A 20,849-nucleotide genomic window follows, 5' to 3' on the forward strand; every position below is an offset into this window, starting at 1 on the left:
AGCAGCCCCTCGTACACCGGGTCGGTCAGGTCGTCGAGGGTCACCGGTTCGGGAATGCCGGCGTCGGCGAACCACTCGTGGTCGACGTTGACACACACATCGCCCGAGTCGATGGGGGTGAGGAACTCCCCACCCGAACCGGCAGGCAGCACGTACGCCGCCTCGGCATCCGTCAGGTCGCCCGACACGTACTCCTCGAGAACCCCGTTGCTGGCGGCCCGCGAGGCGAACGTGTTGTCGATGCCGAAAACGACATCTCCGAGCGGCGACTCTTTCGTGAGCACCAGCTTGTTCACGAGCTCCCCAGCGTCGCCGCCTGACTGCACGTCGACGACGATGCCGGTCTCGTCGGTGAACTGTTCGAGCGTGCCCTCGCTCAGCGCGAAGGAGTCGTGCGTGACGAGCACCAGGGTGACGGGTGCGTCCTCGGACGCGGTGCAGCCCGCGAGTAGAACGGCGGATGCGGCAAACGCCGCCAGAAAGATGATTTCGATACGCGTCCGGCTGCGCCGGCCGCTACTCAATCCGAGGTTGCGATTTTGCACTTTTCGTGCCCTTTCGATCGGTGAAGGGGCACGGGCGGACGTGGTGTCCTGAGAAGGCCTCCCTGCGCCGGCATGATCCGGATCAGGTTCGACGGTCGAAGCTTTTCTTGCTTCCTCTCAGCCCGGCATACCGGACTCCCGTGTTCGCGACGATCCTACCAACCCAGACCGGCTCCGTCTCGAACCCGACCTACGTGCTCATCCCGCTCCTTCTAGGCGTCCGGACGCGGAAGCCGTTGCCTTTCACCCGGAAGTTCTCATGATCCGGGAGAACAGCGCTGCCTTTCAGAGAGTTGGGAACGCGGCGGGCGGGGCTCTCAGCGCTGAGTCTGCTCAGCCCCCGCGAGGCGTTGCGCCAACCAGATCGGCACGACCGAGAACGCGACGAGCACGACGGCGATGACGTTGACGATCGGTGCCTGATTCGGGCGGAACAGATTCTCGAAGATCCAGATCGGCAGGGTCGTCACGCCGCTGCCTGCGGTGAATGTCGTCACGATGATCTCGTCAAACGACAACGCGAAGGCGAGCAGGCCGCCGGCCATGAGGGCCGAGCGCAGCTGCGGGAAGGTCACGAGGCGGAAGGTCGTCCAGGTTCCGGCGCCGAGGTCCGATGACGCCTCCTCAAGGGAGGTGCCGGTTCGGCGCAGTCTCGCGATCACGTTGTTGAACACGGTCACGATGCAGAAGGTGGCGTGCGCGACGATGATCGTGAACATCCCGAGCCGCACGTCGATGATCGTGCGGAAGAAGTTGTTGAGCGCGATGCCGGTGACGATGCCGGGCAGCGCGATGGGCAGGATGACGAGCAGGCTCACGGCGTCGCGTCCGAAGAACTTGTAGCGCTGCAATGCGATCGCGGCCAGGGTGCCGAGCACGAGCGAGATCGCGGTTGCGGCGAGGGCGATCTGCACGCTGGTGCCGATCGCCTCGAGCGCGCCGGCGTTACGGAACGCCCGGCCCCACCACTCGAGCGTGAAACCGGGTGGCGGCCAGGTGAGGGTCGTCGAAGTCGAGAACGAGTTGACGAACACGACGCCGAGCGGCAGATAGATGACCGCCAGAAGGAGCGCGGTGACGATGCCGAGGGTGGCGCGCGCGGTGCTGCTGAGTCGCATCCTGGGCCCCTACAGATTCTCGAGAGCGCCGGAGCGGCGCGCGGCGGTGAGGTACACGACCATGATGGCGATCGGCACGAGAGAGATCGCGGCCGCGAGGGGCAGGTTGTTCGCCGCCCCGACGTTCGTGAAGACGAGGTTGCCGAGCATCTGGCTCGTGCCACCGACGATATTGACAGTGATGTAGTCGCCCAGCGACAACGAGAAACTGAAGATCGACGCCGCGATGATCGCCGGCCAGAGCATCGGCAGCACGACGGATACGAGGGTGCGCCACGTCTTGGCCCCGAGGTCGCCCGAGGCTTCGAGCAGAGAATCCGGCACGCGTTCGAGTCCCGCGTAGATCGGCAGGATCACGTACGGCAGCCAGAGGTAGGCGAGGGTGATGACGACCGCGGGGAGCCCGTAGCCGGGCGTCTCGCCACCGAACGGTTCGACGATGCTCGACCACGCCCCGCCCTCGGAGAGCACCGAGCGCCAGGCGTAGGCCTTCACGAGGTAGCTCGCCCAGAGGGGCATCAGAATGGCGACGACCAGGATGCGCGAAAGCCACCGGCTGGCGACTTTCGCCATGAAGAACGCGATCGGCAACGCGATGAGGATGTCGACGACGGTGACGAGAAGTGCGACACCGATCGTGCGGAGGGTCACCGTCTGGTAAAGGGAGCCGGTGACGACGCGGACGATGTTGTCGAATGTCCAGTCGATGCGCACCTCCCCGGTAAACGAATCGACCGTCCAGAAGGCTGTGACGAGCAGCGCGGCGAGCGCGACGATGTAGACCGCGCCGAGCCAGAACAGCGGAGCCGCGAGGAGGAGCCCCAATCGCGTCCGCGCGTGCTTGCTCAGAAATACCGAGATCCGGCGCGCCGGGGTGGCCCGCGGTCGCGGGATCCCGGCGCGCTCGGTCTGCGGCGTCGCCGCGCTGCTCGTCATTGTGTAGGTCAGCCCTTGATCTGCGACCAGGCTTCGGTCCACGCCGCGTAGTCGACGCACTCGACGTCGGTGCGACCGTCGACGCAATCCGCGATCGGCGTGGTCCAGTACCAGATCTGCGACGCGTACTCCTCGTCGCCGGCGTGGTAGGCCTCGCAGTCGTCACGGAAGTCGCAGGCGGCTTGGCTCGACGGCGCTTCGCCGAAGTACGCGGTCGCCTGAGCGTTGACCTCAGGGCTCGCGATCCAGTCGAGCCACGCGTACGCGCAGTTCGGGCTCTCGGCCTCGGAGGCGATCATCCAGGTGTCCGACCATCCGGTCGCGCCCTCTTCGGGGAGCACGACCGCCGTAGTGGCGCCTTCTCCCTCGAGAACGTTCTGGATGACCTGCCACGTGGTGCCCGCGACCGAGTCGCCGGTCTGGAACGCCTGGATCTCCTTGAGGTAGTCCGACCAGTACTCGCCGACGTGCTCACGCTGAGCCGTCAGCAGGTCGACAGCGGCCTGGAACTGCTCCTCGTCGAGGGCGTACGGATTCTCGATCCCGAGTTCGGGCTGGTGCGCCATCAGGTAGACGGCGGCGTCGGCGATGTAGATCGGCGAGTCGTACGCGGTGATCTTGCCCGAGTACGCGTCGGCGTTGTCGAACACGACATCCCACGAGGTGGGTGCCGGGCTCACTTCCTCCGTGTTGTAGAGGAGGAGGTTCGCGCCATAGCCGTGCGGAACGCCGTAGGACTGCCCGTCGACCGAGTTCCAGGCCTGCTCCTTGAGGAAGTCGAAGACGCCCTCGTAGCTCGGGATCAGGTCGGTGTTCACCGGAGCGACGTCGCCGGCTGCGATGAGTCGCAGGGTCGCGTCGCCGGAGGCCGCGACGACGTCGTAGCCACCGGACCGCACGAGGTTGACCGCCTCGTCAGAGGTGCCGTAGGCCTGAGACTCGACCTCGCAGCCGGTCTCCTCTTCGAAGCTCGACACCCAGTCGACGGCCGGGTCGTTGCTTCCGTCTTCGACGTAGCCCGGCCAGGCGAGGATCGAGACCGAGCCTTCGAATTCGCCGAGCTCGGCCGGCAGCCCGCCGTCGTCACCGGACGGCGTCGAGGCGGTGCCACAGGCGGTGAGGACTGCGGTCGTCGTGACGATCGCGAGGGCGGCGAGGATCGCCGACCTTCGTGGTGCTGTAGTGCGCATTGCGTTCTCCTTCTCTCGTTGGATGGATTCCCTGGTGCGGGAGGTTCAGCCGGAGGCCTTGAGCGGCACGAGGTCAGTCGTCGCGAATCGGGCGAGTACCGCGTCGCCGCGGCGGTCGGTGTCGGCGCGGGCCGTCGCGTTCTGTTCGAGCACGGTGAGGCGGCGGCCATCGGCGAGTTCGACGAGCAAGCGTGTCGCCGTGCCGAGATAGATGACTTCGGCGATCGTGCCGGGCAGCGACACCGCACCGGCCCGCTCGGCGGTTCCGGGGGCGACGAGCGCTATCTTCTCCGGCCGGATGGAGGTGACGCCCGAGACCCCGAGCAGCGTCTGGGACGAGGCCGCATCGAAGATGTTGGAGGTTCCGACGAAGGAGGCGACGAACGAGGATGCGGGCGACTCGTAGATCTCTGCGGGGGTGCCGAGCTGCTCTATCCGACCGGCGTTGAAGACGGCGATCCGGTCGCTCAGGGTGAGAGCCTCCTCTTGGTCGTGCGTGACGAAGATGAAGGTGATTCCGAGGGACCGCTGCAGCTCTTTCAGCTCGACCTGCATCTGCTCCCGCAGTTTGAGGTCGAGTGCCCCGAGCGGTTCGTCGAGGAGGAGCACCTTCGGTTCGACGACCGTCGCGCGTGCCAGTGCCACGCGTTGCCGCTGCCCGCCGGAGAGCTGGCTGGGCTTGCGGTCGCCGAAGCCACCGAGCGCGACGGATTCGAGGGCCTCACGGGCGAGTTTCCGACGTCGCTCCCGGGGAATGCCGCGCACCCGAAGGCCGTAGGCGACGTTCTCGAGCACCGTCATGTGCGGGAAGAGCGCGTAGTCCTGAAAGACGGTGTTGACGTCGCGGTCGAACGGCGCACGATCGGTCACGTCGTGCCCGCGCAGTTCGATCGTGCCGGAGGTCGGCCGCTCGAAGCCGGCGATGAGCCGCAGCACCGTCGTCTTGCCCGACCCGGAGGGGCCCAGCATCGAGAAGAACTCGCCCTCGGCGATGTCGAGGTCGAGGCTGTCGACCGCGACGACGGAACCGAACGACTTCGTCAGTCCGGTGAGGCGGATTGCAGGGGTAGCCGTGGTCACTCCTCAGGGCCTTTTTGCGATTCAGTGTGTGATGTTGCGATAAGGAAATCATATGGAAGCAGATGTCATCCACATCTCGCGCATGTTACGGTCAGGTCACGCACGCCGAACCGGGAAGGCCATGCCGCAGTCCATCCGCGCAACGACCGCCGCGCGCGCCGCAGTCTTCGCGCCGATCGCGGGCGGGGGGCGGGCCGAGCTGGTTACCCAGCGACTCAGCGACGCGATCGACCTCGGGCTGCTCAATAGCGGCGAGAAGCTGCCGAGCGAAGCCGAGATGGCCCGGCAGTTCGGAGTCGCGACGGTGACCGCGCGGGAGGCGCTCGAGGCACTCCGCGAACGCGGCCTCGTCGAAACCCGCCGGGGTCGCGACGGCGGCAGTTTTGTGATCGCGATCGACTCGCGCGCGACCCGCATCGCCCGGCGGGTCGCGAGCCTGTCCCGCGTCGAACTCCGCGACATGGGCGTGCACTACGCCGCGATCGCGGGCGCCGCGGCCGAGCTCGCCGCCGACCGCTCGACCGACGACGACATCCGCCGACTACGGGAGACCGTGGAGGCCGTCGACTCCGGCGACGAGACGTCCACGCGGCGCGGCGAAGGCACCTTCCGGCTCGAAGTCGCCGCGCTCTCCCAGTCGGCTCGGCTGGTGCGCGAAGAGTTGCGGCTGCAAGCGGAGTTCGCGCCGCTGCTCTGGTGGTGCCTGCGCGACTCCGCCGAGCGTCGCACCAGCCGCGCCGAGCACCTCGCGGTCGTCGCCGCGATCGAGACGCTCGACGGCGCAGAGGCGCGCCGGCGTACTGTCGAGCACATCGGCGGGGCCATAGAGTGGCTGCTCGACGAGAAGACCGCACTTGAGGCTGGGGGTTGACGATGCCGACGACGCTGGATGCCGCGGTGCGGGAGTGCGTCGACGCGGTCGATCGCACATTCGGTGGTGTCTTCGAGCGGATCGACTCGTGGCGCGCGCTCATCGAGGCCTACGTCGATGCGCAGGACGGCGCCCCGACGGTCGACGGACTCGACCGGGTCGTCGAGTCGATCACCGTGCCGGAACTCTCCGTCGACGGCGCGCTCGTCATCGGAGCGGGCTTCGTCGCCACGCCGGGCTTCCTGCATGACGCCGAGTGGCATCTCGCGTGGTGGCTCGGGCACGCCAACACCTTCGGCGTGGGTTCGGCAGACCCCTCGATCCGGCGCCTGCTCGCCGAGGAGGATCCGGGGTCGGAGAGCTTCCGCGATTACACGACCCTCGAGTGGTGGCGCGTCCCGACGACGACCGGGGCCCGACACGTCACGGGCCCTTACGTCGACTACCTGTGCACCGACGACTACACGCTCACCCTCACCATGCCCGCGCACCACGGTGACCGACTGATCGGCGTCGTCGGCGCTGACCTCTACGTCAACGACGTCGAGCGGGCGCTCCTGGCGCACGTCCGCGGCCTCCCGGCAGCGACGATCGTCAACGCCTCCGGCCGTGTCGTGGTGTCGACCGACCCGCACCGACCGACCGGTTCCCTGCTGCGCAACGCGGCCGAGCGCATCCCGTGCTCGACCCCCGGCGTCGCCCTCGTCCTCGGCTGAGGAGCGGGCTCAGCCAGCCCAGGCGGAGGGGCCGACCCCGCCGCCTTTCAGCGACTTCAGGTACTGCTGGCGCATCAGCTTACCGAGTGGGTACACCGCCGAGAAGACGACCATCGGCGCCCGGAGGGCCGGGTTGAAGATCTTGTGGTGGTCGTAGGTTTTCTCCCACCGGCGAACGTACCGGAGGTAGTCCATCGGATTCGCGTCGAGCCGACGAGCCGACATCCCGGACACCATCTTCGATCCGTAGACGATTCGGTGGCCCCGGTCGAAGAGATGGATGCCGAGGTCGACATCCTCATGCATCTCTTTGTCGGCGTCGTTGCAGACATGGTCGCGGATGTCGCGCCACGCGCTCCCCCGGATCGCCATGTTGCTGCCGAACACGAAGTGATACTCCTTCGTCAGCTTCAGCAGGGCCCTGCGCATGTTGTCGTCGGCCCGAGCCCCGAAGCGGCGCAGCGGCATGTCGTAGTAGATCATTGGCCCGGTCGCGGCGCCTACCGTCTCATCGCTGAAGATCCGCTTCACCACCGCCACCCATTCGGGTTCGAGGATCGAGTCGGAGTCGATCCGGCCGATCACGTCGCTCGTCGCAGCATTGAAGCCGGCGTTACGGGTGGGGGTGATTCCCTGCTCTTCGTTCTGGTCGATGATGATCAGCGGGGCGTCGGGAAACTCGGTCTGCAACGCCTGCAGCATCGCGGCTGTCGAGTCGGTCGACTTGTTGTTGACGACGATGATCTCGTCGGCGGGCACGGTCTGTTCGATCGCCGCGACCACGCAGGCGCGGATGGTGCGTTCTTCGTTGTACGCGGGGATAACGATCGAAACGGTCGGTCCACCGGTCATGGCGCCACCCTATCCCGCCGAGATGGCGCCTCCGTTCGAGGCGACGGCGCGCGCGAACAGGGCGACTTCGTTCGCACCGCCCTTGGTCTGCTGGCGCCCGACCTCGATGAACCCGAGCCGGGCGTGGAAGGCGAGTGAGCCGGGGTTGGGCGGGCGCACGTTTACTTCGCAGGTGATCTCGGTCGCGCCGTCGGCGCGGGCGGCATCGTCGACGGCGGCGTAGAGCCGCGGGCCGACACCCTGACCTTGCAGGCGTGGGGCAAGCACGATGCGGTCGACATAGAGGAAGTCGCTCGAACGCGCGCTGAACCACGTGTAGTTCTCGCTCGCGTAGTCGAGCCCGGGGGCAAGTGCCACGATGAAACCCGCGGGCTCCCCATCATCGACCACCAGGGTGAGGCGACTCAGCGCGATCAGCTCGACAAGTTCCTCTGCGGGTGTGATCGGCACTGCGGGGTACGCAGCGTCGTTGATGGCGACGACGGCGGTGAGATCGGCGGGGGTGTACGGGCGGATGTCGACGGGCACCCGATCAGGGTAACCGCGAGCCCCGCTGCTCCGTCACTCAGCGATGTTGACGTGCTCGCGCATCCACGGCAGCGGGTTGATGAAGGTGCCGTCGCCGGTCTGGATGACGAAGTGCAGGTGCGCTCCGAAGCTCTGACCGGTGTTGCCGACCCGTCCGATGACCTGGCCACGCTCGACCGTGTCGCCGATCTCGAGGGTCATCGAACCCGACTGCATGTGCGCGTAGGCGCTGCGGTAGATGACACCGTCGACGTTGTGCTCGATCGTCACGTGTACACCCCACGATCCGTCAGCAACACTTGACCCGACCACAACGCCGTCGGCGATCGCCTCGATCGGAACACCGGCACCGGGGGTGAAGTCGATCCCGCTGTGCATCGTCGAGCAGCCCTCGCAGGAGCGGTATCCGAAGAAGGACGAAATCGTGGTGTTGGCGGCAAGCGGCCACTGGACGACGGTGTACTCGGTGATGTCGAACTGGTCACGCTCGGGCTCGAGCACGGCTGCGGCGGTGGCCCACGAGGCGGAGAGTTCGAAGGACTGCGCGGTGGCGTCGATTTGCGCCTGCTGGATAGCGGCGACGGCCGCGGGGACGGTGAGGGTGCCGACAGCGGCGAGGCAAACGCCTGCCACGGACACCGTAAGGGCACGGCGGAAGAACGAATTCATAGGGGAGTTTTCAGAACTTTCGGGTCCAGGCCATCCCGAAACGGATGGCGGATGGCGCGACGGCCGAGAACCATGGTTACCCGGGACCCTGGACGAGTCCTGGCAAACCCCTGGCTAAACCCGCAGAGGGCCTGAACCCTCGGTGAACTCTGCGGTCACCCCCTGGTGGCACGCAGAGGAGGGTGTTGGGATGGGTTCAGCCCAAGTGACAGGGCCGGGGGAGGCAATGGAGCTGAACGTCATGCCGGCGATCGACGGGGTCTTCCGCGTCGTGCTCGACGGAGCGCCGATGGGCTACGTGGTGGAGGTCGGGCGCGTCTTCGTGACCCTGCGCGGACCCGTGTACAACACCTCGATCGAGGTCGGGCAGTCGCTTGACTTCGAGGCCGCCGTGCGGCTGCTCGTGCGAGAGAACGTCGCCTCTCGAGTGGGCGGGTGACCTCGGCTAGAAGCCGAAGTCTCCGCCGAAGTCGCCACCGCCGAAGTCGCCCCCGGCATCCGCTCCCGCGTCGGCACCGGCGTCGGCACCGGCGTCCGAGCCCGACTCGCTGTTGGCCTCGGAGTTCGCGCCACCGTCCCAGGGCAGGAAGGCACTCACGAGTGCCGACCCGATGACGTATCCCGCGACCGTACCGAGCAACGTGCTGCCGACCATCGAGCCGAAACTCGGCCCGGCGAGGCTGCGCTCAAGCGAACCGGGCTCGCGCATCTCTTTGCGGGTGGCGGCGCGAGCCAGGGTTGCCGGTTCGCTCGACAGCGGTCGCTCCCCCGTGGCGGATCCTTTGGAGAGCTCCTCATAGACGAGGGCGCGCTGCGAGTCGTTCAGCTTCGAGAATGCCTCGGCGTGCACCTGTTCGATCGTTTCTGGCGGGGCGGTGCTCAGGAGGTAGCGATAGCGCTCAATCGCGCGTTCATCCTCGGTCGGCGGGCGGCGACGCGACGAGGGCGTCGCCTCGTCTTCGGTGCCGAACAGCCTGTCCATAAATCCCATAACGCGAACGATACGGACGGTGTCTGTACGGCTGCTGAGGCGATGCTGGGGATCAGCCCGTGACGGTTGCAGGTTCCCCCGGGATGACGATCCAAGCGATGACGTAGATGATCAGTTGCGGCCCCGGGAGCAGCAGTGAGACGACGGCGAGAACCCGTACGAGAGTGACGTCCCAGCCGAACCGACGGGCGAGAGCGGCGCAGACGCCACCGATGACGCGGCCGGTGCGCGGCCTGTGGAGTTCACTCATGACTCGATCCTCTGCCTGCGATCCTGACCGGTCCAGGGGGCTAACCCCCAGATCACCACCGGAGACCGCGAGCTAGGCTGATCGGCGATGAAGCCGATGAACGGGCCGGAAATCCGCGCGTCGATGGTGAACGCGGCCCCCGGTGAGGCGGAGCGGATGCCGCTCCCTGGCCTGCACGAGGTCGTCTGGTCGGAACGCGAGTACCTCGGCTGGCGCGACCCGGGCTCCGCGCTGCGCGGCTACCTCGTCTATTGGCGCGAGGATCAGCCGATCGGAATCGCGCTCCGTGCCTCCGAGGTGCGACTCCGTGCCGGGTCGGCGATCTGCTCGCTCTGCAACACCCCGCAGCCGGCCGGCCAGGTGACGATGTTCAGTGCTGCCCGCGCGGGCGAGGCCGGTCGTGCCGGCCACTCGGTCGGAACCTATATCTGCGCCGATCTGGCCTGTTCGCTGTTGATCAGGTTCGCTCAGCCGTCCCACGACTGGATGCCGGATGCTTCGGTGTTGCTCGCCGAGCGGATCGAGGGGCTTGAAACCCGGTTGCAGTCTTTCGGCGGGCGCGTGCTGGAGTCGGCCGCCTAACCTTCGCGGTGCGCGCGCAACACGTCGACGGCGGAGGCCAGGGTGTGTCGCTGGGCGACCTCGAGAGCCGCCTTCGGGCGGCTACCCGCGAGGGCAACAAAGACCGGGGCGACATGCTCGATAAAGCCGACGACTTCACCCGAGACCGTGACCTCGACGAGGCCATCGGGTCGCAGGCGCATCGCGACCCGGGTCGCGAGGTCGAGGTCGGCGGCGAGATCGGCGAGCCAGTCGGGATGCTCCCACTCGACCCGCACGCCCGCGAGCTGATCAGTCGTGCTCTGACCGATCGTCTCACCCACGCGCGCGCCCTCCGTGGCGCCAGGCTATTCCTTGAGCGGCAGCCTCGGGGTGGGAGATCTCTGTGAATCGGTGCCGATCAGGCCGTCGCGGCGGTGGAGGCCGCGATCGCGGGAAGCACCTTGCGCATGTACGGCGCCCACGCGAGTCGCACGATCGCCGCAACGACGAACCCCCGGCCCGGCTTTGCGGTGAACGTGTAGGTCCACTCGATCGAGCTCCCTTCCCCGTGCGGCTCCACTCGCCACTCCGAACGGCCCACGACGACGAGGGCGGAGAAGAAGCCGGTGAACGCCGATAGGTCGTACGCGAAGCGCGGCGTGGAGACGAGGGTGAGGGTCTCTTTCACGGTGCCCCCGTCGGTGAGCACGAGCGTGCGGGTTTGGCCGACGGCATCCCAGGCACCGGTCTGGTCGCGCACCTCAGCGACGCCGGGCAGAACACCCGACTTCGGATAGAACCGGGCGGGATTGTGCCTCAGCAGGCGTGCGAACACGAGCTCTGGCGACGTCGCGACGTGGGCCGTCGCGGACGCGGAACTCGAGCTCACGAGAGTCTTTCGGAGCCGACGACCGGACGGTTCTGTCAGTCCAACCGCTCGAGTAGGTGGAACGGAATGATCAGCGACAGCGAGATGGCCGCGATTCCGCCGACGAAGGTGATGGTGTGCCACTCCGGGCCGAAGGTGAAGGCGTAGCCGAACAGGGCGAAACCGCCGAGGAACAGCGTGAGCGAGACCAGGAACGCGAACACCTTCATGCGCTCATCGTAACGAGATCGCGCACGACGGTGGGAAGGGCCGCGCAGAGGTCGAGCACCGTGAACGGGCCGCCGTTCGAGGCCCGTTGAGCGGCTTCCCCGTGAATCCAAGCTGCCGCTGCGGCGATCGGGGCGAGATCCCGGGCATCGGCGTGCGGTGCGACGAGGGCGCCGAGGATGCCGGCGAGTGCGTCGCCCGCCCCGGCGGTCGCGAGCCACGGGGTCGCGTTGCGCACCCGCAGCAGCTCTCCCCCGGGCGACGCGACGAGCGTCTCGGCGCCTTTGAGCAGCACGGTGGCTCCCGTCGTCGCGGCGGCCTGGCGCGCCGCAGCTTCCCGGTCGGCCATCACCTCTTCTTTGCCGACGTCGAGCAGCCGGGCCAGCTCTCCGGCATGTGGGGTCAGCACGCTCGATCCGGTCGCCTCGGGCCACAGGTCGAGAGCGCCAGCATCGAGCACGACGGGTACTCCCTGCCGCAGTGCGGTCTCGAGCTGGAGACGCGTCAGTTCGTCACGCTCCCGCGGGTCCTGCCCGGAACCGACCACCCACGCCTGCACGCGCCCATCGGTGGTGACCGTCTCGGGACGACGCTGAAGAACGAGCCGCGTCGCACGTCCCGGACCGAGGTAGCGCACCATCCCGACCCCGATGCGCAGTGCCGCCTCGACGCCGAGCACCGCAGCCCCGGGATACCGCGCCGAGCCGGTGACGAAACCGACGACCCCGCGGGAGTACTTATCGTCGTCGTCACTCGGCACCGCGATCCAGGCGGCCGCGTCACTCTGCCCGAAGATTTCGCCCATGCCCTCACGATAGGTTGGCGCGGTGTCGCGCACGGAAACAACTCTGAGCATCCCGGATCGCGTCGTCGTCTTCGACTACGGCGAAGTGCTGTCGATGTCGCAGTCCGAACACGACAAGCTCGGCATCCTGGGCACCGCCGGTGCGGACGCTGCGACCTTCTGGCCGGCGTACTGGAGGCATCGCGACGACCTCGACCACGGCACGGTGTCGGTCGCCGACTACTGGGCGCGCGTCGCAACCGACCTCGGCCTCGAGTTCGACCCCGCCCAGCTGCAGCGGCTCTGGGCGGTCGACTTTCGCAGTTGGATCAGCGTCGAGCCCGGGTCGATCGACATCCTCGACGACCTGCACCACGGCGGCACCCGCATGGCGCTGCTGTCGAACGCCGGGTTCGACTTCGGCGGTCCGTTCCGCCACGCACCGTTTGCCCGCTACTTCGAGCAGATCTTCGTCAGCGCCGAACTCGGACTGATCAAGCCCGACCCCGAGATCTACCGGCACGTCGCCCGCGAGTTGGGAATCGAGCCGTCGGCGATGGTTTTCGTCGACAACAAGGACGTCAACGTGGCCGGAGCGCAGTCGATCGGCGTCACCGGGCACGTCTTCACGGGAGTGCACGAACTGCGCGACTTCCTGACCACCCTCTCGGAGGGGCCGGCGCAGTGACCTCGCTCTTCGACCCGATCGACCTCCGCGGCCTGCGCGTACGCAACCGCATCTGGGTCTCGCCGATGTGCCAATACGCGGCCGACGAAGGCGACGGCGTGCCGACCGACTGGCACCTCGTGCACCTCGGGTCGTTCGCCCGGGGCGGTGCGGGACTCGTGTTCGCCGAGGCGAGCGGCGTGACTCCGGAAGGCCGCATCTCGCCGCACGACACCGGCATCTGGAACGACGCGCAGGTCGCGGCTTGGCGGCGCGTCACCGACTTCGCGCACACGCAAGGCGCCCTCATCGGAATGCAGCTCGCGCACGCCGGCCGTAAGGCCTCGGTCTATCCCGAGTGGGGCTCTGCCGGGTTGAAGGGCTCGCTGCCGAAGGCCGAGGGTGGCTGGCAGACCGTGTCGGCATCCGATCTCGCCTTCGGCGACTACGCCGCCCCGCGCGCCCTCACCGCCGACGAGATTCAGGATGTCGTCGCCGCGTTCGTCGGGGGCGCTCGGCGGGCGCTCGACGCAGGCTTCGATCTCGTCGAAGTGCACGCCGCCCACGGCTACCTGGCGCACCAGTTCCTCTCCCCGTTGTCGAACCTGCGCGACGACGCCTACGGCGGGTCCCTCGAGAACCGCGCCCGGCTGTTGCTCGAGATCGTGCGCGGGGTGCGGGCCGAAGTCGGCGACGAGGTGCCCGTGTTCGTGCGCTTCTCGGCGACCGACTACGTCGACGGCGGCTGGGACGAACACCAGACTGCAACCGTCGCCGGCTGGGCTCGGGATGCGGGCGCCGACCTGTTCGACATCTCTAGCGGCGGGCTCGTCACGGGCGTGCACATCCCGTCAGGTCCCGGGTATCAGGTGTCGCTCGCCGAGAGCGTCGGGGCCGAGGCGCAGGTGCGGGTCTCCGCCGTTGGTCGCATCACCGAGCCGCGACAGGCGGCCGAGATCATCTCTTCGGGTCAGGCGGATGCCGTGATGCTCGGCCGCGAGATGCTGCGCGACCCGCATTTCGCGTTGCGTGCCGCGACGGAGCTCGGCGTCGACCTTGACTACTGGCCGCCGCAGTACCTGCGCGCGCGCCCCGCATAGAGCGGAGGCCATTTCTGGCCTCCGCTCTGGCGCCAGCGCCGACGACCGTCCCGGTCGTTGGGTCGCGCCCCGCTGAGAGCGTTCTATTTCGCCCCGTTACGCGTTCTGTTTCGTTCCGTGACGCGCGGGATGCGCCGACTCCACCCGCCCGCTTAGGCTCGCGGAAACCGAAAGGACCACCCATGAGCGACAACACCACGACCCGGATCCTCGCGATTCAGCGGGTCGTCGCGTGCGCGTCGCCGAGCGGGTGGCGCGACGCCTTCGTGGTCTCGGTCGCGGACGGTTCGATCGAACTCGCGACCCTCGCCGGATCGGTTGAACGGATCACCACCGATGCGCCGGTCAGCCTGGGCGAGCCCGTCGCCTATCACCCGGTCGCCGAGGTCATCGCCCTCGGCCGGGACTGGTACTCAGCTCGCTAGAACGTTGAGGCCGCTTAGGCCATCGACATCGAGCCCATGGCCTTCTCGCAGGCCATGACCATTGCGTCGCACGCCTTCGCGCACATGCGGCAGTGCTCGTCCATCTCGGCGTGCATCGTGCACTCCGCGGAGCAGGCTTTGCCCATCTCGACGCAGGCCATCATCATGGCGTGCATGGACGCCATGTCGTAGCCCATCGGCCGCATCATCATGCGCATCATCGTGGTCGCGACATCCGCCATGTTCATGCACATCGACGAGCACTTCGCCATGTCCATGCCCATATCGGAGTCGGCGCACATGGTGGATGCCATCGCCGCCGCCGAACACGTCTCGATGCATTCCTGCATCATCGCCATATTCATGCCCATCATCTTGTCGGCGGGCATGGACTTCATCATGTCCATCATCATCGTGTCCATCGCGGGTTCCTCTCGAGGATGTCGATCGCGCTCGCGAATCAGCGGGCGACCAGATCTGCCTCGAATGTTACGCAATATTACGATGCAGCGATAGCCCTGTGGCGCCCGACTTTCGGGGTGTCAGCGACGCCGGGTGGCGTCCTGAACCTCGCCGACAAGGGTCTCGATGATGTCCTCGAGGAAAAGCACCCCGCGCGTGGCACCGTGCTCGTCGAACACCCGAGCGACGTGAGCGCCGGTGCGCCGCATCATCGCGAGCCCGTCCTCGAGCTCCGAATCGCGGAACACCGAGACGAGCTGCCGGATGCGCTTCGGGGGCACCGGGTCGTCGAACTCGTCGGCGCGCAGATCGATGACGTCCTTCAGGTGCACGTACCCGCTCGGCTCGCCCGCGTCGTTCACCAGGATGTAGCGACTGAAGCCGTGCTGGGCAACCGCGCGCTCCACGTCGGCTGGGGTCGCATCCTCAGGCAGTGTGACGAGCTTCTTGCTCGACAACGCAACATCCCGCACCCGTTTCTCGGTGAACTCGAACGCGTTGTTGAGAGTTCCGGTCGGGTCGGTCAGAATGCCCTCGCGCGTCGAGGTGGCGATGATCGTTTGCACCTCGTCGGCGGTGAACGCGCTCGTCGCCTCGGTCTTCGGTTCGACGCGGAACAGCCGCAGGATGCCGTTCGCGATGGCGTTGAGCGACACGATCACCGGCCTGAACACCGTCGCGACGGCCACCAGGGGCGGGGCAAGGATGAGCACGGCGCGTTCGGGCACCGAGAACGAGATGTTCTTCGGCACCATCTCACCGAGCACGACGTGCAGGAACGACACGATGAGCAGCGCGATGCCGAAGGCGATCCCGCCGACGACCTCGGCCGGCCATCCGGTGAGCAGCAACGGAATCTCGAGCAAGTTGTGGATCGCCGGCTCCGACACATTGAGGATGAGCAGCGAACACACGGTGATGCCGAGCTGACTGGTCGCGAGCATCAGGGTCGCGTGTTCCATCGCCCAGAGCGCGGTCTTCGCCGCCCGGGATCCTCGTTCCGCCCGAGGCTCGATCTGCGAGCGCCGCGCCGAAATCACCGCGAACTCGGCACCGACGAAGAACGCGTTGATCAGCAACAGCACGCCGAGCCAGGCGATGCCCATCCCGTCGACGCCGCCCGAAGCTTCGGCCGCTGCCCGGATCACTTCTCCACCTCGGCACTCTTCTGCACGGCGACTTCGCCGGTCGTCGGCGAGGTCGGAGTGAAGCGGATGCGGTCGATGCGTCGACCATCCATGCGCTCGACCCGGAACACTCCGGCTTCGACCTCGACGGTGTCTCCCACCTCGGCGATTCTGCCGAGTTCGGCCATGACCCATCCGGCGACCGTTTCGTACGGACCGTCCTCGGGCACGACGACCGCCGCGCGGTCGGCAAGTTCGTCGGGGCGCAACGCCCCCGGAAAGGTCAGCCAGTCTCGGCTGCGCACCACGTCGGCACGCGAACGGTCGTGCTCGTCGGACACTTCGCCGACCAGCTCTTCGACGAGGTCCTCGAGCGTCGCAACACCCGCGGTGCCGCCGTACTCGTCGACGACAACAGCCATCTGGTAGCTGCGGCCGCGGAGTTCGCCGAGCAGAGTGTCGAGTTTCATCGTCTCGGGCACCCGCAGCGCCTCCGACTGCAGTGCCGAGACCGGCACGTCGGCTCGGCGATCGCGCGGCACGGCGACCGCCTGCTTGAGGTGCACGAGGCCGACGATGTCGTCGATGTCTTCGTCGAACACCGGGAATCGCGAATACCCGGTCGCGCGCGCCAGGTCGATGACTGCCTCGGCGGAGTCGGCCTTGCCGACGCTCGAGATGCGCGGGCGGGGGGTCATGACGTCGGATGCCGTGTGATTGGAGAACACCAGCGTTCGGGCGAGCAGGGTTGCGGTGTCCTGGTCGAGGGAACCTTCCTTCGCCGACCGGCGCACCAGACTGCGGAGCTCATCGGCGGTTCGGGCTGCCGAGATCTCTTCGCGCGGTTCGATGCCGATGGCGCGCAGGATGGCGTTGGCGGTGCCGTTGAGCAGCGCGACCGCCGGCCGGAACACCGTTGAGAACAGCGTCTGGAACGGGATGACGATCTTCGCCGTCTGGCGGGGCAGCGCGAGCGCGAAATTTTTCGGCACGAGTTCGCCGATGATCATCGAGATCAGGGTCGCGACCGCGACGGCAACGACCGTGGCGACGATGGGGACAGCGCCCTCGGGCACGCCGATTGCGGTGAGCGGTGGGCGCAGAAACGAGCTGAAGGCCGGCTCAAGGGTGTATCCGGTGAGCAGGGTCGTCAGGGTGATGCCGAGCTGCGCGCTCGACAGGTGGGTCGAAGTGACCTTGAGGGCGCGGATCGTCGAGCCGAGCCGCTTCTCACCGCGCGCCTCACGGGCTTCGAGCTCGGAGCGATCGAGGTTGACGAGCGAAAATTCGCTCGCGACAAAGAATCCGGTGCCGATGGTCAGGACGATGCCGACGATGAGCATGAGAACTTCGGTGCTCATCGCAGCGCTCCCGCCACCGGCGAGGGTCTATGGGCAGACGGAGGGTCGTCCATCAAGGAGAGTTACGTGCCTTTCGCGGCCGCTTTGGCCGCCTTCTTGAACTCCCGCACTTTCGTGAGAGAGGAAGCATCCACGATATCGGCAACCGACCGATAACTCCCGGTCTCCCCGTAGGAACCGGAAGCGGATTGCCAGCCGGGCGCGGTCAACCCGTACTGCTTGCCGAGCAGCGCCACGAAGATCTTCGCCTTCTGCTCGCCGAACCCCGGGAGCGCTTTGAGTCGCGCGAGCACCGTTGCGCCGTCGGGCTCACCGTCGGTCCAGATCCGTTCCGCATCCCCGCCCCAATCGGCGACGAGTGCCGCACACAACGCAAGCGTGCGTTCCGCCATCGACCCCGGAAACCGATGAACGGCGGGCGTCTGCTTGAACACCTCGGCAAACTTCTCGGGGTCCGCCCGCGCAATGGCGGCCGCATCGAAAGCCCCGAGCCGCGCCTTGATTTTCGCGGGCCCGGCAAACGCCGTCTCCATCGGAACCTGCTGATCCAGCAGCATCCCCACGAGCAGCGCGAGCGGCTCTTCCGACAGAAGTCGGTCGGCGTCGGCATCCCCGGTGATATGCAATTCAGGCATGGCAGGAGTTTAGGCGGGCCCGGTTTCGATACACCGCCTGCGGCGGCACTCAACCCGCAGTCGTCCCCAGCGTCGGTGTATGGGGAACTCGAGGGTGGCGGGGCGATCAATCCGTCACCCGCCCAACGAGTCACCAAGAAACCGGCAGCGCCTTCCCTTCCTCGTACCCGGCAGCCGATTGGATGCCGACGACGGCGCGGTCGTGGAAGGAGCGCAAGTCGGGGGCGCCCGCATAGGTGAATGACGAGCGCACGCCGGAGGTGATCATGTCGAGCAGATCTTCGACGCTGGGTCGAAGCGGGTCGAGGTAGATCGTGGACGACGAGATGCCTTCGGCGAACAGCTCCTTACGTGCGAGTTCGTAGGGGTCGATCCCGCCGAACCGTTCGTGCACGGCTTTGGTGGACGCCATCCCCCAGCTCTGTTTGTACTGTCGGCCATCGGCATCCGTTTCGATTTCGCCCGGCGATTCGAGGGTGCCGGCGAACCAGGAGCCGATCATGACGCTCGATGCGCCCGCGGCGAGGGCGAGGGCGACGTCGCGCGGGTAGCGCACACCGCCGTCGGCCCAGACGTGCGCGCCGAGTTCCCGGGCGACTTCGGTGGTTTCGAGGACTGCGGAGAACTGGGGGCGTCCGACGGCGGTCATCATGCGGGTCGTGCACATCGCGCCGGGTCCGACGCCGACTTTGAGGATGTGCGCGCCCGCCGAGACGAGGTCGCGCACCCCTTCGGCAGTGACGATGTTGCCGGCGACGATCGGGATGCCCAGGTCGAGGCCGCGCACCGCTGCGAGGGCGGTCAGCATCCCTTCCTGGTGGCCGTGGGCGGTGTCGATGACGAGCACGTCGACGTCGGCCTCCGCGAGCGCTTTCGCTTTTCCTGCGATGTCGCGGCTGATTCCGAGGGCCGCAGCGACCCGCAGCCGCCCGCTCGCGTCGACAGCGGGCCGGTAGATCGTGCCGCGGAGCGCACCGGTGCGGGTAGCGGAGCCAATGACCGTTCCGCCGTCGGATACTCCGGCGCGGTCGTGTCCGGCGGCAACGAGCGCGTCGAAGGCGGCGCGCGGGTCGGCGGCTTCGACAACGGGCAGCCCATCTTGTGGGGCCTCCCAGACCGGCGACTGCGCCTTCACCCAGGAGATCGCCGCCACGGCCTCGTCGATCCCGAGATCTTGTGGGAGTACCCCGAGCCCGCCGCGACGGGCGAGGGTTGCCGCGAGCCGCTGACCGGTGACGGAGTTCATGTTCGCCGAGACGATCGGGATCGTCGCACCGGTGCCGTCGTCGGGGGCGAGGTCGACGTCGAGTCGGCTGGCGACCCCCGACTTGCTGGGGATCAGGAACACATCGGAATACGTCAGATCGTGAACGGGAGGGGGGCTGGAGAACCGCATGCGGCCAAACTTATCCGGGCGAGCGCCTAAGCTGGAGCGGCTTCAAAACGCCACCACACACAACAGACCTCAACGCATGAGAGTGGGCGGTTCACCGTGTCGAGCCCCGTTACCGGGATCACATCAGAAGAAGAGTTCGGCGCCAACGAATGGCTCGTTGACGAGATGTACGAGAGGTACCTCGCCGACAAGAACTCCGTCGACCAGAGCTGGTGGCCGGTTCTCGAGCAGCGCCGCACCGGCGCTTCCCCCGCACCCACCGACCCCGCCCCCGCCGACCCCGCCCCCACCACCCCGGTCGTTCAGGCTCCCGCGACGGGCGCTACCCCGGTCGCGCGTACCACCAACGCCCCGGCGAAGCCGCAGCCGATTCCGGCCGACGCCCCGCAGGTCGCTCCCGCCGCCGACTCCGTCGAAGAAGACATCGTCACGCAGCTCAAGGGCATGCAGAAGACCCTCGCGACCAACATGGATGCGAGCCTCACCGTTCCGACGGCGACGAGTGTGCGCACCATCCCGGCGAAACTCATGATCGACAACTGGATCGTGATCAACAACCACCTGAAGCGCGCTCGCGGTGGCAAGGTCTCGTTCACCCACCTCATTGCCTGGTCGATGGTGCAGGTTCTCAAAGAGTTCCCGAGCCAGAACGTCTTCTACGACGAGCCCGACGGCAAGCCGAGCGTCGTTGCGCCCGCCCACGTCAATCTGGGCATCGCGATCGACCTGCCCAAGCCCGACGGCACGCGCTCGCTCATGGTTCCCGCCATCAAGCGCGCCGACACGATGGGCTTCGCCGACTTCCTCGCTGCCTATGAAGATGTCGTCGCCCGCGCTCGCACCAACAAGCTCACCGCCGACGACTTCGCGGGAATCACGATCTCGCTCACCAACCCGGGCGGCATCGGCACCGAGCACTCCGTGCCGCGTCTGATGAGAGGCCAGGGCTGCATCATCGGCGCCGGGGCGCTGGAGTACCCGGCGGCGTTCCAGGGTTCGAGCTCGAAGACGCTCGCCGAACTCGGCATCGGCAAGACGATCACGCTGACTTCGACGTACGACCACCGCGTCATCCAGGGTGCCGGTTCGGGCGAGTTCCTGAAGAAGGTGCACGAGCTGCTGATCGGCGAACGCGACTTCTACGAAGGCATCTTCGGGTCGCTGCGCATTCCCTACGACCCGATTCACTGGGCTGAGGACATCAACGTCGACCTCTCCGAGCGGGTGTCGAAGACCGCGCGGGTGCAGGAGCTGATCAACCACTACCGGGTGCGCGGCCACCTGATGGCCGACATCGACCCGCTCGAGTACGTGCAGCGGTCGCACCCCGACCTCGACCTGTCGAGCCACGGCCTCACGTTCTGGGACCTCGACCGCGAGTACGTCGTCGGCGGTTTCGCGGGCAAGCGCAGCGCGCTGCTGCGCGAGGTGCTCGGGGTGCTCCGTGACTCCTATTGCCGCACCGTCGGCGTCGAGTACATGCACATCCAGAACCCGGAGGAGCGCG

General features: G+C 67.3%; 26 protein-coding genes, 1 pseudogene and 1 riboswitch. Of the genes and pseudogenes, 8 read left to right on the forward strand and 19 right to left on the reverse strand.

The features are described from left to right. The 5 genes and pseudogenes from RMO30_RS09990 to RMO30_RS10010 all read right to left on the reverse strand — a co-directional run. Positions 1 to 545, reverse strand: a pseudogene (locus RMO30_RS09990) (ABC transporter substrate-binding protein); the annotation flags it as partial. 42 nt (positions 546 to 587) lie between these two features. Continuing rightward, a riboswitch (TPP riboswitch) is annotated at positions 588 to 697 on the reverse strand. Positions 698 to 862: 165 nt separating this feature from the next. After that, positions 863 to 1,663, reverse strand: coding sequence for an ABC transporter permease (locus tag RMO30_RS09995; RefSeq protein ID WP_309712752.1), 801 nt, complete (start codon positions 1,661 to 1,663; stop codon positions 863 to 865). Between the two features lie 9 nt (positions 1,664 to 1,672). Continuing rightward, on the reverse strand, positions 1,673 to 2,599 hold the full coding sequence (locus RMO30_RS10000; RefSeq protein ID WP_309712755.1) for an ABC transporter permease: 927 nt from the start codon (positions 2,597 to 2,599) through the stop codon (positions 1,673 to 1,675). 8 nt (positions 2,600 to 2,607) lie between these two features. Further along, positions 2,608 to 3,789: an ABC transporter substrate-binding protein gene (locus tag RMO30_RS10005; RefSeq protein ID WP_309712758.1), complete on the reverse strand. Its 1,182-nt coding sequence runs from the start codon at positions 3,787 to 3,789 to the stop codon at positions 2,608 to 2,610. Between the two features lie 45 nt (positions 3,790 to 3,834). Next, positions 3,835 to 4,869, reverse strand: coding sequence for an ABC transporter ATP-binding protein (locus tag RMO30_RS10010; RefSeq protein ID WP_309712761.1), 1,035 nt, complete (start codon positions 4,867 to 4,869; stop codon positions 3,835 to 3,837). Positions 4,870 to 4,990: 121 nt separating this feature from the next. On the opposite strand from RMO30_RS10010, the gene RMO30_RS10015 reads away from it, so the two are divergent. Further along, positions 4,991 to 5,740 (forward strand): GntR family transcriptional regulator, encoded by a 750-nt coding sequence (locus RMO30_RS10015; RefSeq protein WP_309712764.1) that lies wholly within the window; start codon positions 4,991 to 4,993, stop codon positions 5,738 to 5,740. 2 nt (positions 5,741 to 5,742) lie between these two features. Then, positions 5,743 to 6,456: a cache domain-containing protein gene (locus RMO30_RS10020; protein ID WP_397427922.1), complete on the forward strand. Its 714-nt coding sequence runs from the start codon at positions 5,743 to 5,745 to the stop codon at positions 6,454 to 6,456. 9 nt (positions 6,457 to 6,465) lie between these two features. Here the strand turns inward: RMO30_RS10020 and RMO30_RS10025 are convergent, their stop codons facing one another. The 3 genes from RMO30_RS10025 to RMO30_RS10035 are packed head-to-tail and all read right to left on the reverse strand — an operon-like array spanning position 6,466 to position 8,469. Beyond that, positions 6,466 to 7,308 carry a glycosyltransferase family 2 protein gene (locus tag RMO30_RS10025; protein ID WP_309712768.1) on the reverse strand — a complete coding sequence of 281 codons (843 nt, stop codon included), beginning with the start codon at positions 7,306 to 7,308 and terminating at the stop codon, positions 6,466 to 6,468. Between the two features lie 9 nt (positions 7,309 to 7,317). Next, the gene (locus RMO30_RS10030) at positions 7,318 to 7,836 is read right to left on the reverse strand and encodes a GNAT family N-acetyltransferase (protein WP_309712771.1); all 519 of its coding nucleotides are present in this window, start codon (positions 7,834 to 7,836) and stop codon (positions 7,318 to 7,320) included. Between the two features lie 33 nt (positions 7,837 to 7,869). Then, complete coding sequence (locus tag RMO30_RS10035; protein WP_309712774.1) at positions 7,870 to 8,469, reverse strand: M23 family metallopeptidase; 600 nt, start codon at positions 8,467 to 8,469, stop codon at positions 7,870 to 7,872. A gap of 226 nt (positions 8,470 to 8,695) precedes the next feature. Here RMO30_RS10035 and RMO30_RS10040 point away from each other — a divergent pair, with 226 nt between their 5' ends. Continuing rightward, the gene (locus tag RMO30_RS10040; RefSeq protein ID WP_309712777.1) at positions 8,696 to 8,944 is read left to right on the forward strand and encodes a hypothetical protein; all 249 of its coding nucleotides are present in this window, start codon (positions 8,696 to 8,698) and stop codon (positions 8,942 to 8,944) included. 6 nt (positions 8,945 to 8,950) lie between these two features. On the opposite strand, the gene RMO30_RS10045 is transcribed toward RMO30_RS10040, so the two are convergent. Both RMO30_RS10045 and RMO30_RS10050 read right to left on the reverse strand, forming a co-directional pair. After that, the gene (locus tag RMO30_RS10045) at positions 8,951 to 9,487 is read right to left on the reverse strand and encodes a hypothetical protein (protein ID WP_309712780.1); all 537 of its coding nucleotides are present in this window, start codon (positions 9,485 to 9,487) and stop codon (positions 8,951 to 8,953) included. Between the two features lie 61 nt (positions 9,488 to 9,548). Further along, positions 9,549 to 9,746 (reverse strand): PspC domain-containing protein, encoded by a 198-nt coding sequence (locus tag RMO30_RS10050; RefSeq protein ID WP_309712782.1) that lies wholly within the window; start codon positions 9,744 to 9,746, stop codon positions 9,549 to 9,551. Positions 9,747 to 9,833: 87 nt separating this feature from the next. Here RMO30_RS10050 and RMO30_RS10055 point away from each other — a divergent pair, with 87 nt between their 5' ends. Next, a complete protein-coding gene (locus RMO30_RS10055; protein WP_309712785.1) occupies positions 9,834 to 10,328 on the forward strand; it encodes an FBP domain-containing protein in 495 nt (164 codons plus the stop codon). Here the strand turns inward: RMO30_RS10055 and RMO30_RS10060 are convergent. The 4 genes from RMO30_RS10060 to RMO30_RS10075 all read right to left on the reverse strand — a co-directional run bounded on the left by RMO30_RS10060 (position 10,325) and on the right by RMO30_RS10075 (position 12,190). After that, positions 10,325 to 10,630: a hypothetical protein gene (locus RMO30_RS10060; RefSeq protein WP_309712788.1), complete on the reverse strand. Its 306-nt coding sequence runs from the start codon at positions 10,628 to 10,630 to the stop codon at positions 10,325 to 10,327. The genes RMO30_RS10055 and RMO30_RS10060 overlap by 4 nt on opposite strands. 77 nt (positions 10,631 to 10,707) lie before the next feature. Further along, a complete protein-coding gene (locus RMO30_RS10065) occupies positions 10,708 to 11,178 on the reverse strand; it encodes an SRPBCC family protein (protein WP_309712791.1) in 471 nt (156 codons plus the stop codon). A 35-nt stretch (positions 11,179 to 11,213) separates the two neighbouring features. Then, positions 11,214 to 11,387, reverse strand: a complete 174-nt coding sequence (locus RMO30_RS10070) for a hypothetical protein (RefSeq protein ID WP_309712793.1) — start codon at positions 11,385 to 11,387, stop codon at positions 11,214 to 11,216. Then, positions 11,384 to 12,190 carry an NAD(P)H-hydrate dehydratase gene (locus RMO30_RS10075; protein ID WP_309712795.1) on the reverse strand — a complete coding sequence of 269 codons (807 nt, stop codon included), beginning with the start codon at positions 12,188 to 12,190 and terminating at the stop codon, positions 11,384 to 11,386. The genes RMO30_RS10070 and RMO30_RS10075 overlap by 4 nt, the downstream gene beginning before the upstream one ends. 22 nt (positions 12,191 to 12,212) lie before the next feature. Between RMO30_RS10075 and RMO30_RS10080 the strand changes: the two genes are divergently transcribed. The 3 genes from RMO30_RS10080 (at position 12,213) to RMO30_RS10090 (ending at position 14,361) form a co-directional block, all read left to right on the forward strand. Further along, positions 12,213 to 12,857 (forward strand): HAD family phosphatase, encoded by a 645-nt coding sequence (locus RMO30_RS10080; RefSeq protein ID WP_309712798.1) that lies wholly within the window; start codon positions 12,213 to 12,215, stop codon positions 12,855 to 12,857. Beyond that, positions 12,854 to 13,936, forward strand: a complete 1,083-nt coding sequence (locus RMO30_RS10085; protein WP_309712801.1) for an NADH:flavin oxidoreductase/NADH oxidase — start codon at positions 12,854 to 12,856, stop codon at positions 13,934 to 13,936. Before RMO30_RS10080 ends, RMO30_RS10085 begins: the two co-directional genes overlap by 4 nt. A gap of 182 nt (positions 13,937 to 14,118) precedes the next feature. Continuing rightward, entirely contained in the window at positions 14,119 to 14,361 is a 243-nt protein-coding gene (locus RMO30_RS10090; protein WP_309712804.1) for a hypothetical protein, read from the forward strand. 14 nt (positions 14,362 to 14,375) lie between these two features. Here RMO30_RS10090 and RMO30_RS10095 read toward each other — a convergent pair whose 3' ends face one another. The 5 genes from RMO30_RS10095 to RMO30_RS10115 all read right to left on the reverse strand — a co-directional run bounded on the left by RMO30_RS10095 (position 14,376) and on the right by RMO30_RS10115 (position 19,342). Then, positions 14,376 to 14,783 carry an aldehyde dehydrogenase gene (locus RMO30_RS10095; RefSeq protein WP_309712807.1) on the reverse strand — a complete coding sequence of 136 codons (408 nt, stop codon included), beginning with the start codon at positions 14,781 to 14,783 and terminating at the stop codon, positions 14,376 to 14,378. 120 nt (positions 14,784 to 14,903) lie between these two features. Next, the gene (locus RMO30_RS10100) at positions 14,904 to 15,929 is read right to left on the reverse strand and encodes a hemolysin family protein (protein ID WP_309712823.1); all 1,026 of its coding nucleotides are present in this window, start codon (positions 15,927 to 15,929) and stop codon (positions 14,904 to 14,906) included. A 38-nt stretch (positions 15,930 to 15,967) separates the two neighbouring features. Beyond that, positions 15,968 to 17,311 carry a hemolysin family protein gene (locus RMO30_RS10105; RefSeq protein WP_309712809.1) on the reverse strand — a complete coding sequence of 448 codons (1,344 nt, stop codon included), beginning with the start codon at positions 17,309 to 17,311 and terminating at the stop codon, positions 15,968 to 15,970. A gap of 62 nt (positions 17,312 to 17,373) precedes the next feature. Next, the gene (locus RMO30_RS10110) at positions 17,374 to 17,946 is read right to left on the reverse strand and encodes an HhH-GPD-type base excision DNA repair protein (protein WP_309712814.1); all 573 of its coding nucleotides are present in this window, start codon (positions 17,944 to 17,946) and stop codon (positions 17,374 to 17,376) included. Positions 17,947 to 18,076: 130 nt separating this feature from the next. Beyond that, entirely contained in the window at positions 18,077 to 19,342 is a 1,266-nt protein-coding gene (locus tag RMO30_RS10115) for an IMP dehydrogenase (protein ID WP_309712816.1), read from the reverse strand. 96 nt (positions 19,343 to 19,438) lie between these two features. Between RMO30_RS10115 and RMO30_RS10120 the strand changes: the two genes are divergently transcribed. Next, positions 19,439 to 20,849, forward strand: a 1,411-nt coding sequence (locus RMO30_RS10120) for a 2-oxo acid dehydrogenase subunit E2 (protein WP_309712820.1), incomplete at its 3' end; no start/stop codon positions are given.

The organism is Pseudolysinimonas sp. (genome assembly GCF_031389465.1).
Lineage (GTDB): Bacteria > Actinomycetota > Actinomycetes > Actinomycetales > Microbacteriaceae > Pseudolysinimonas_A.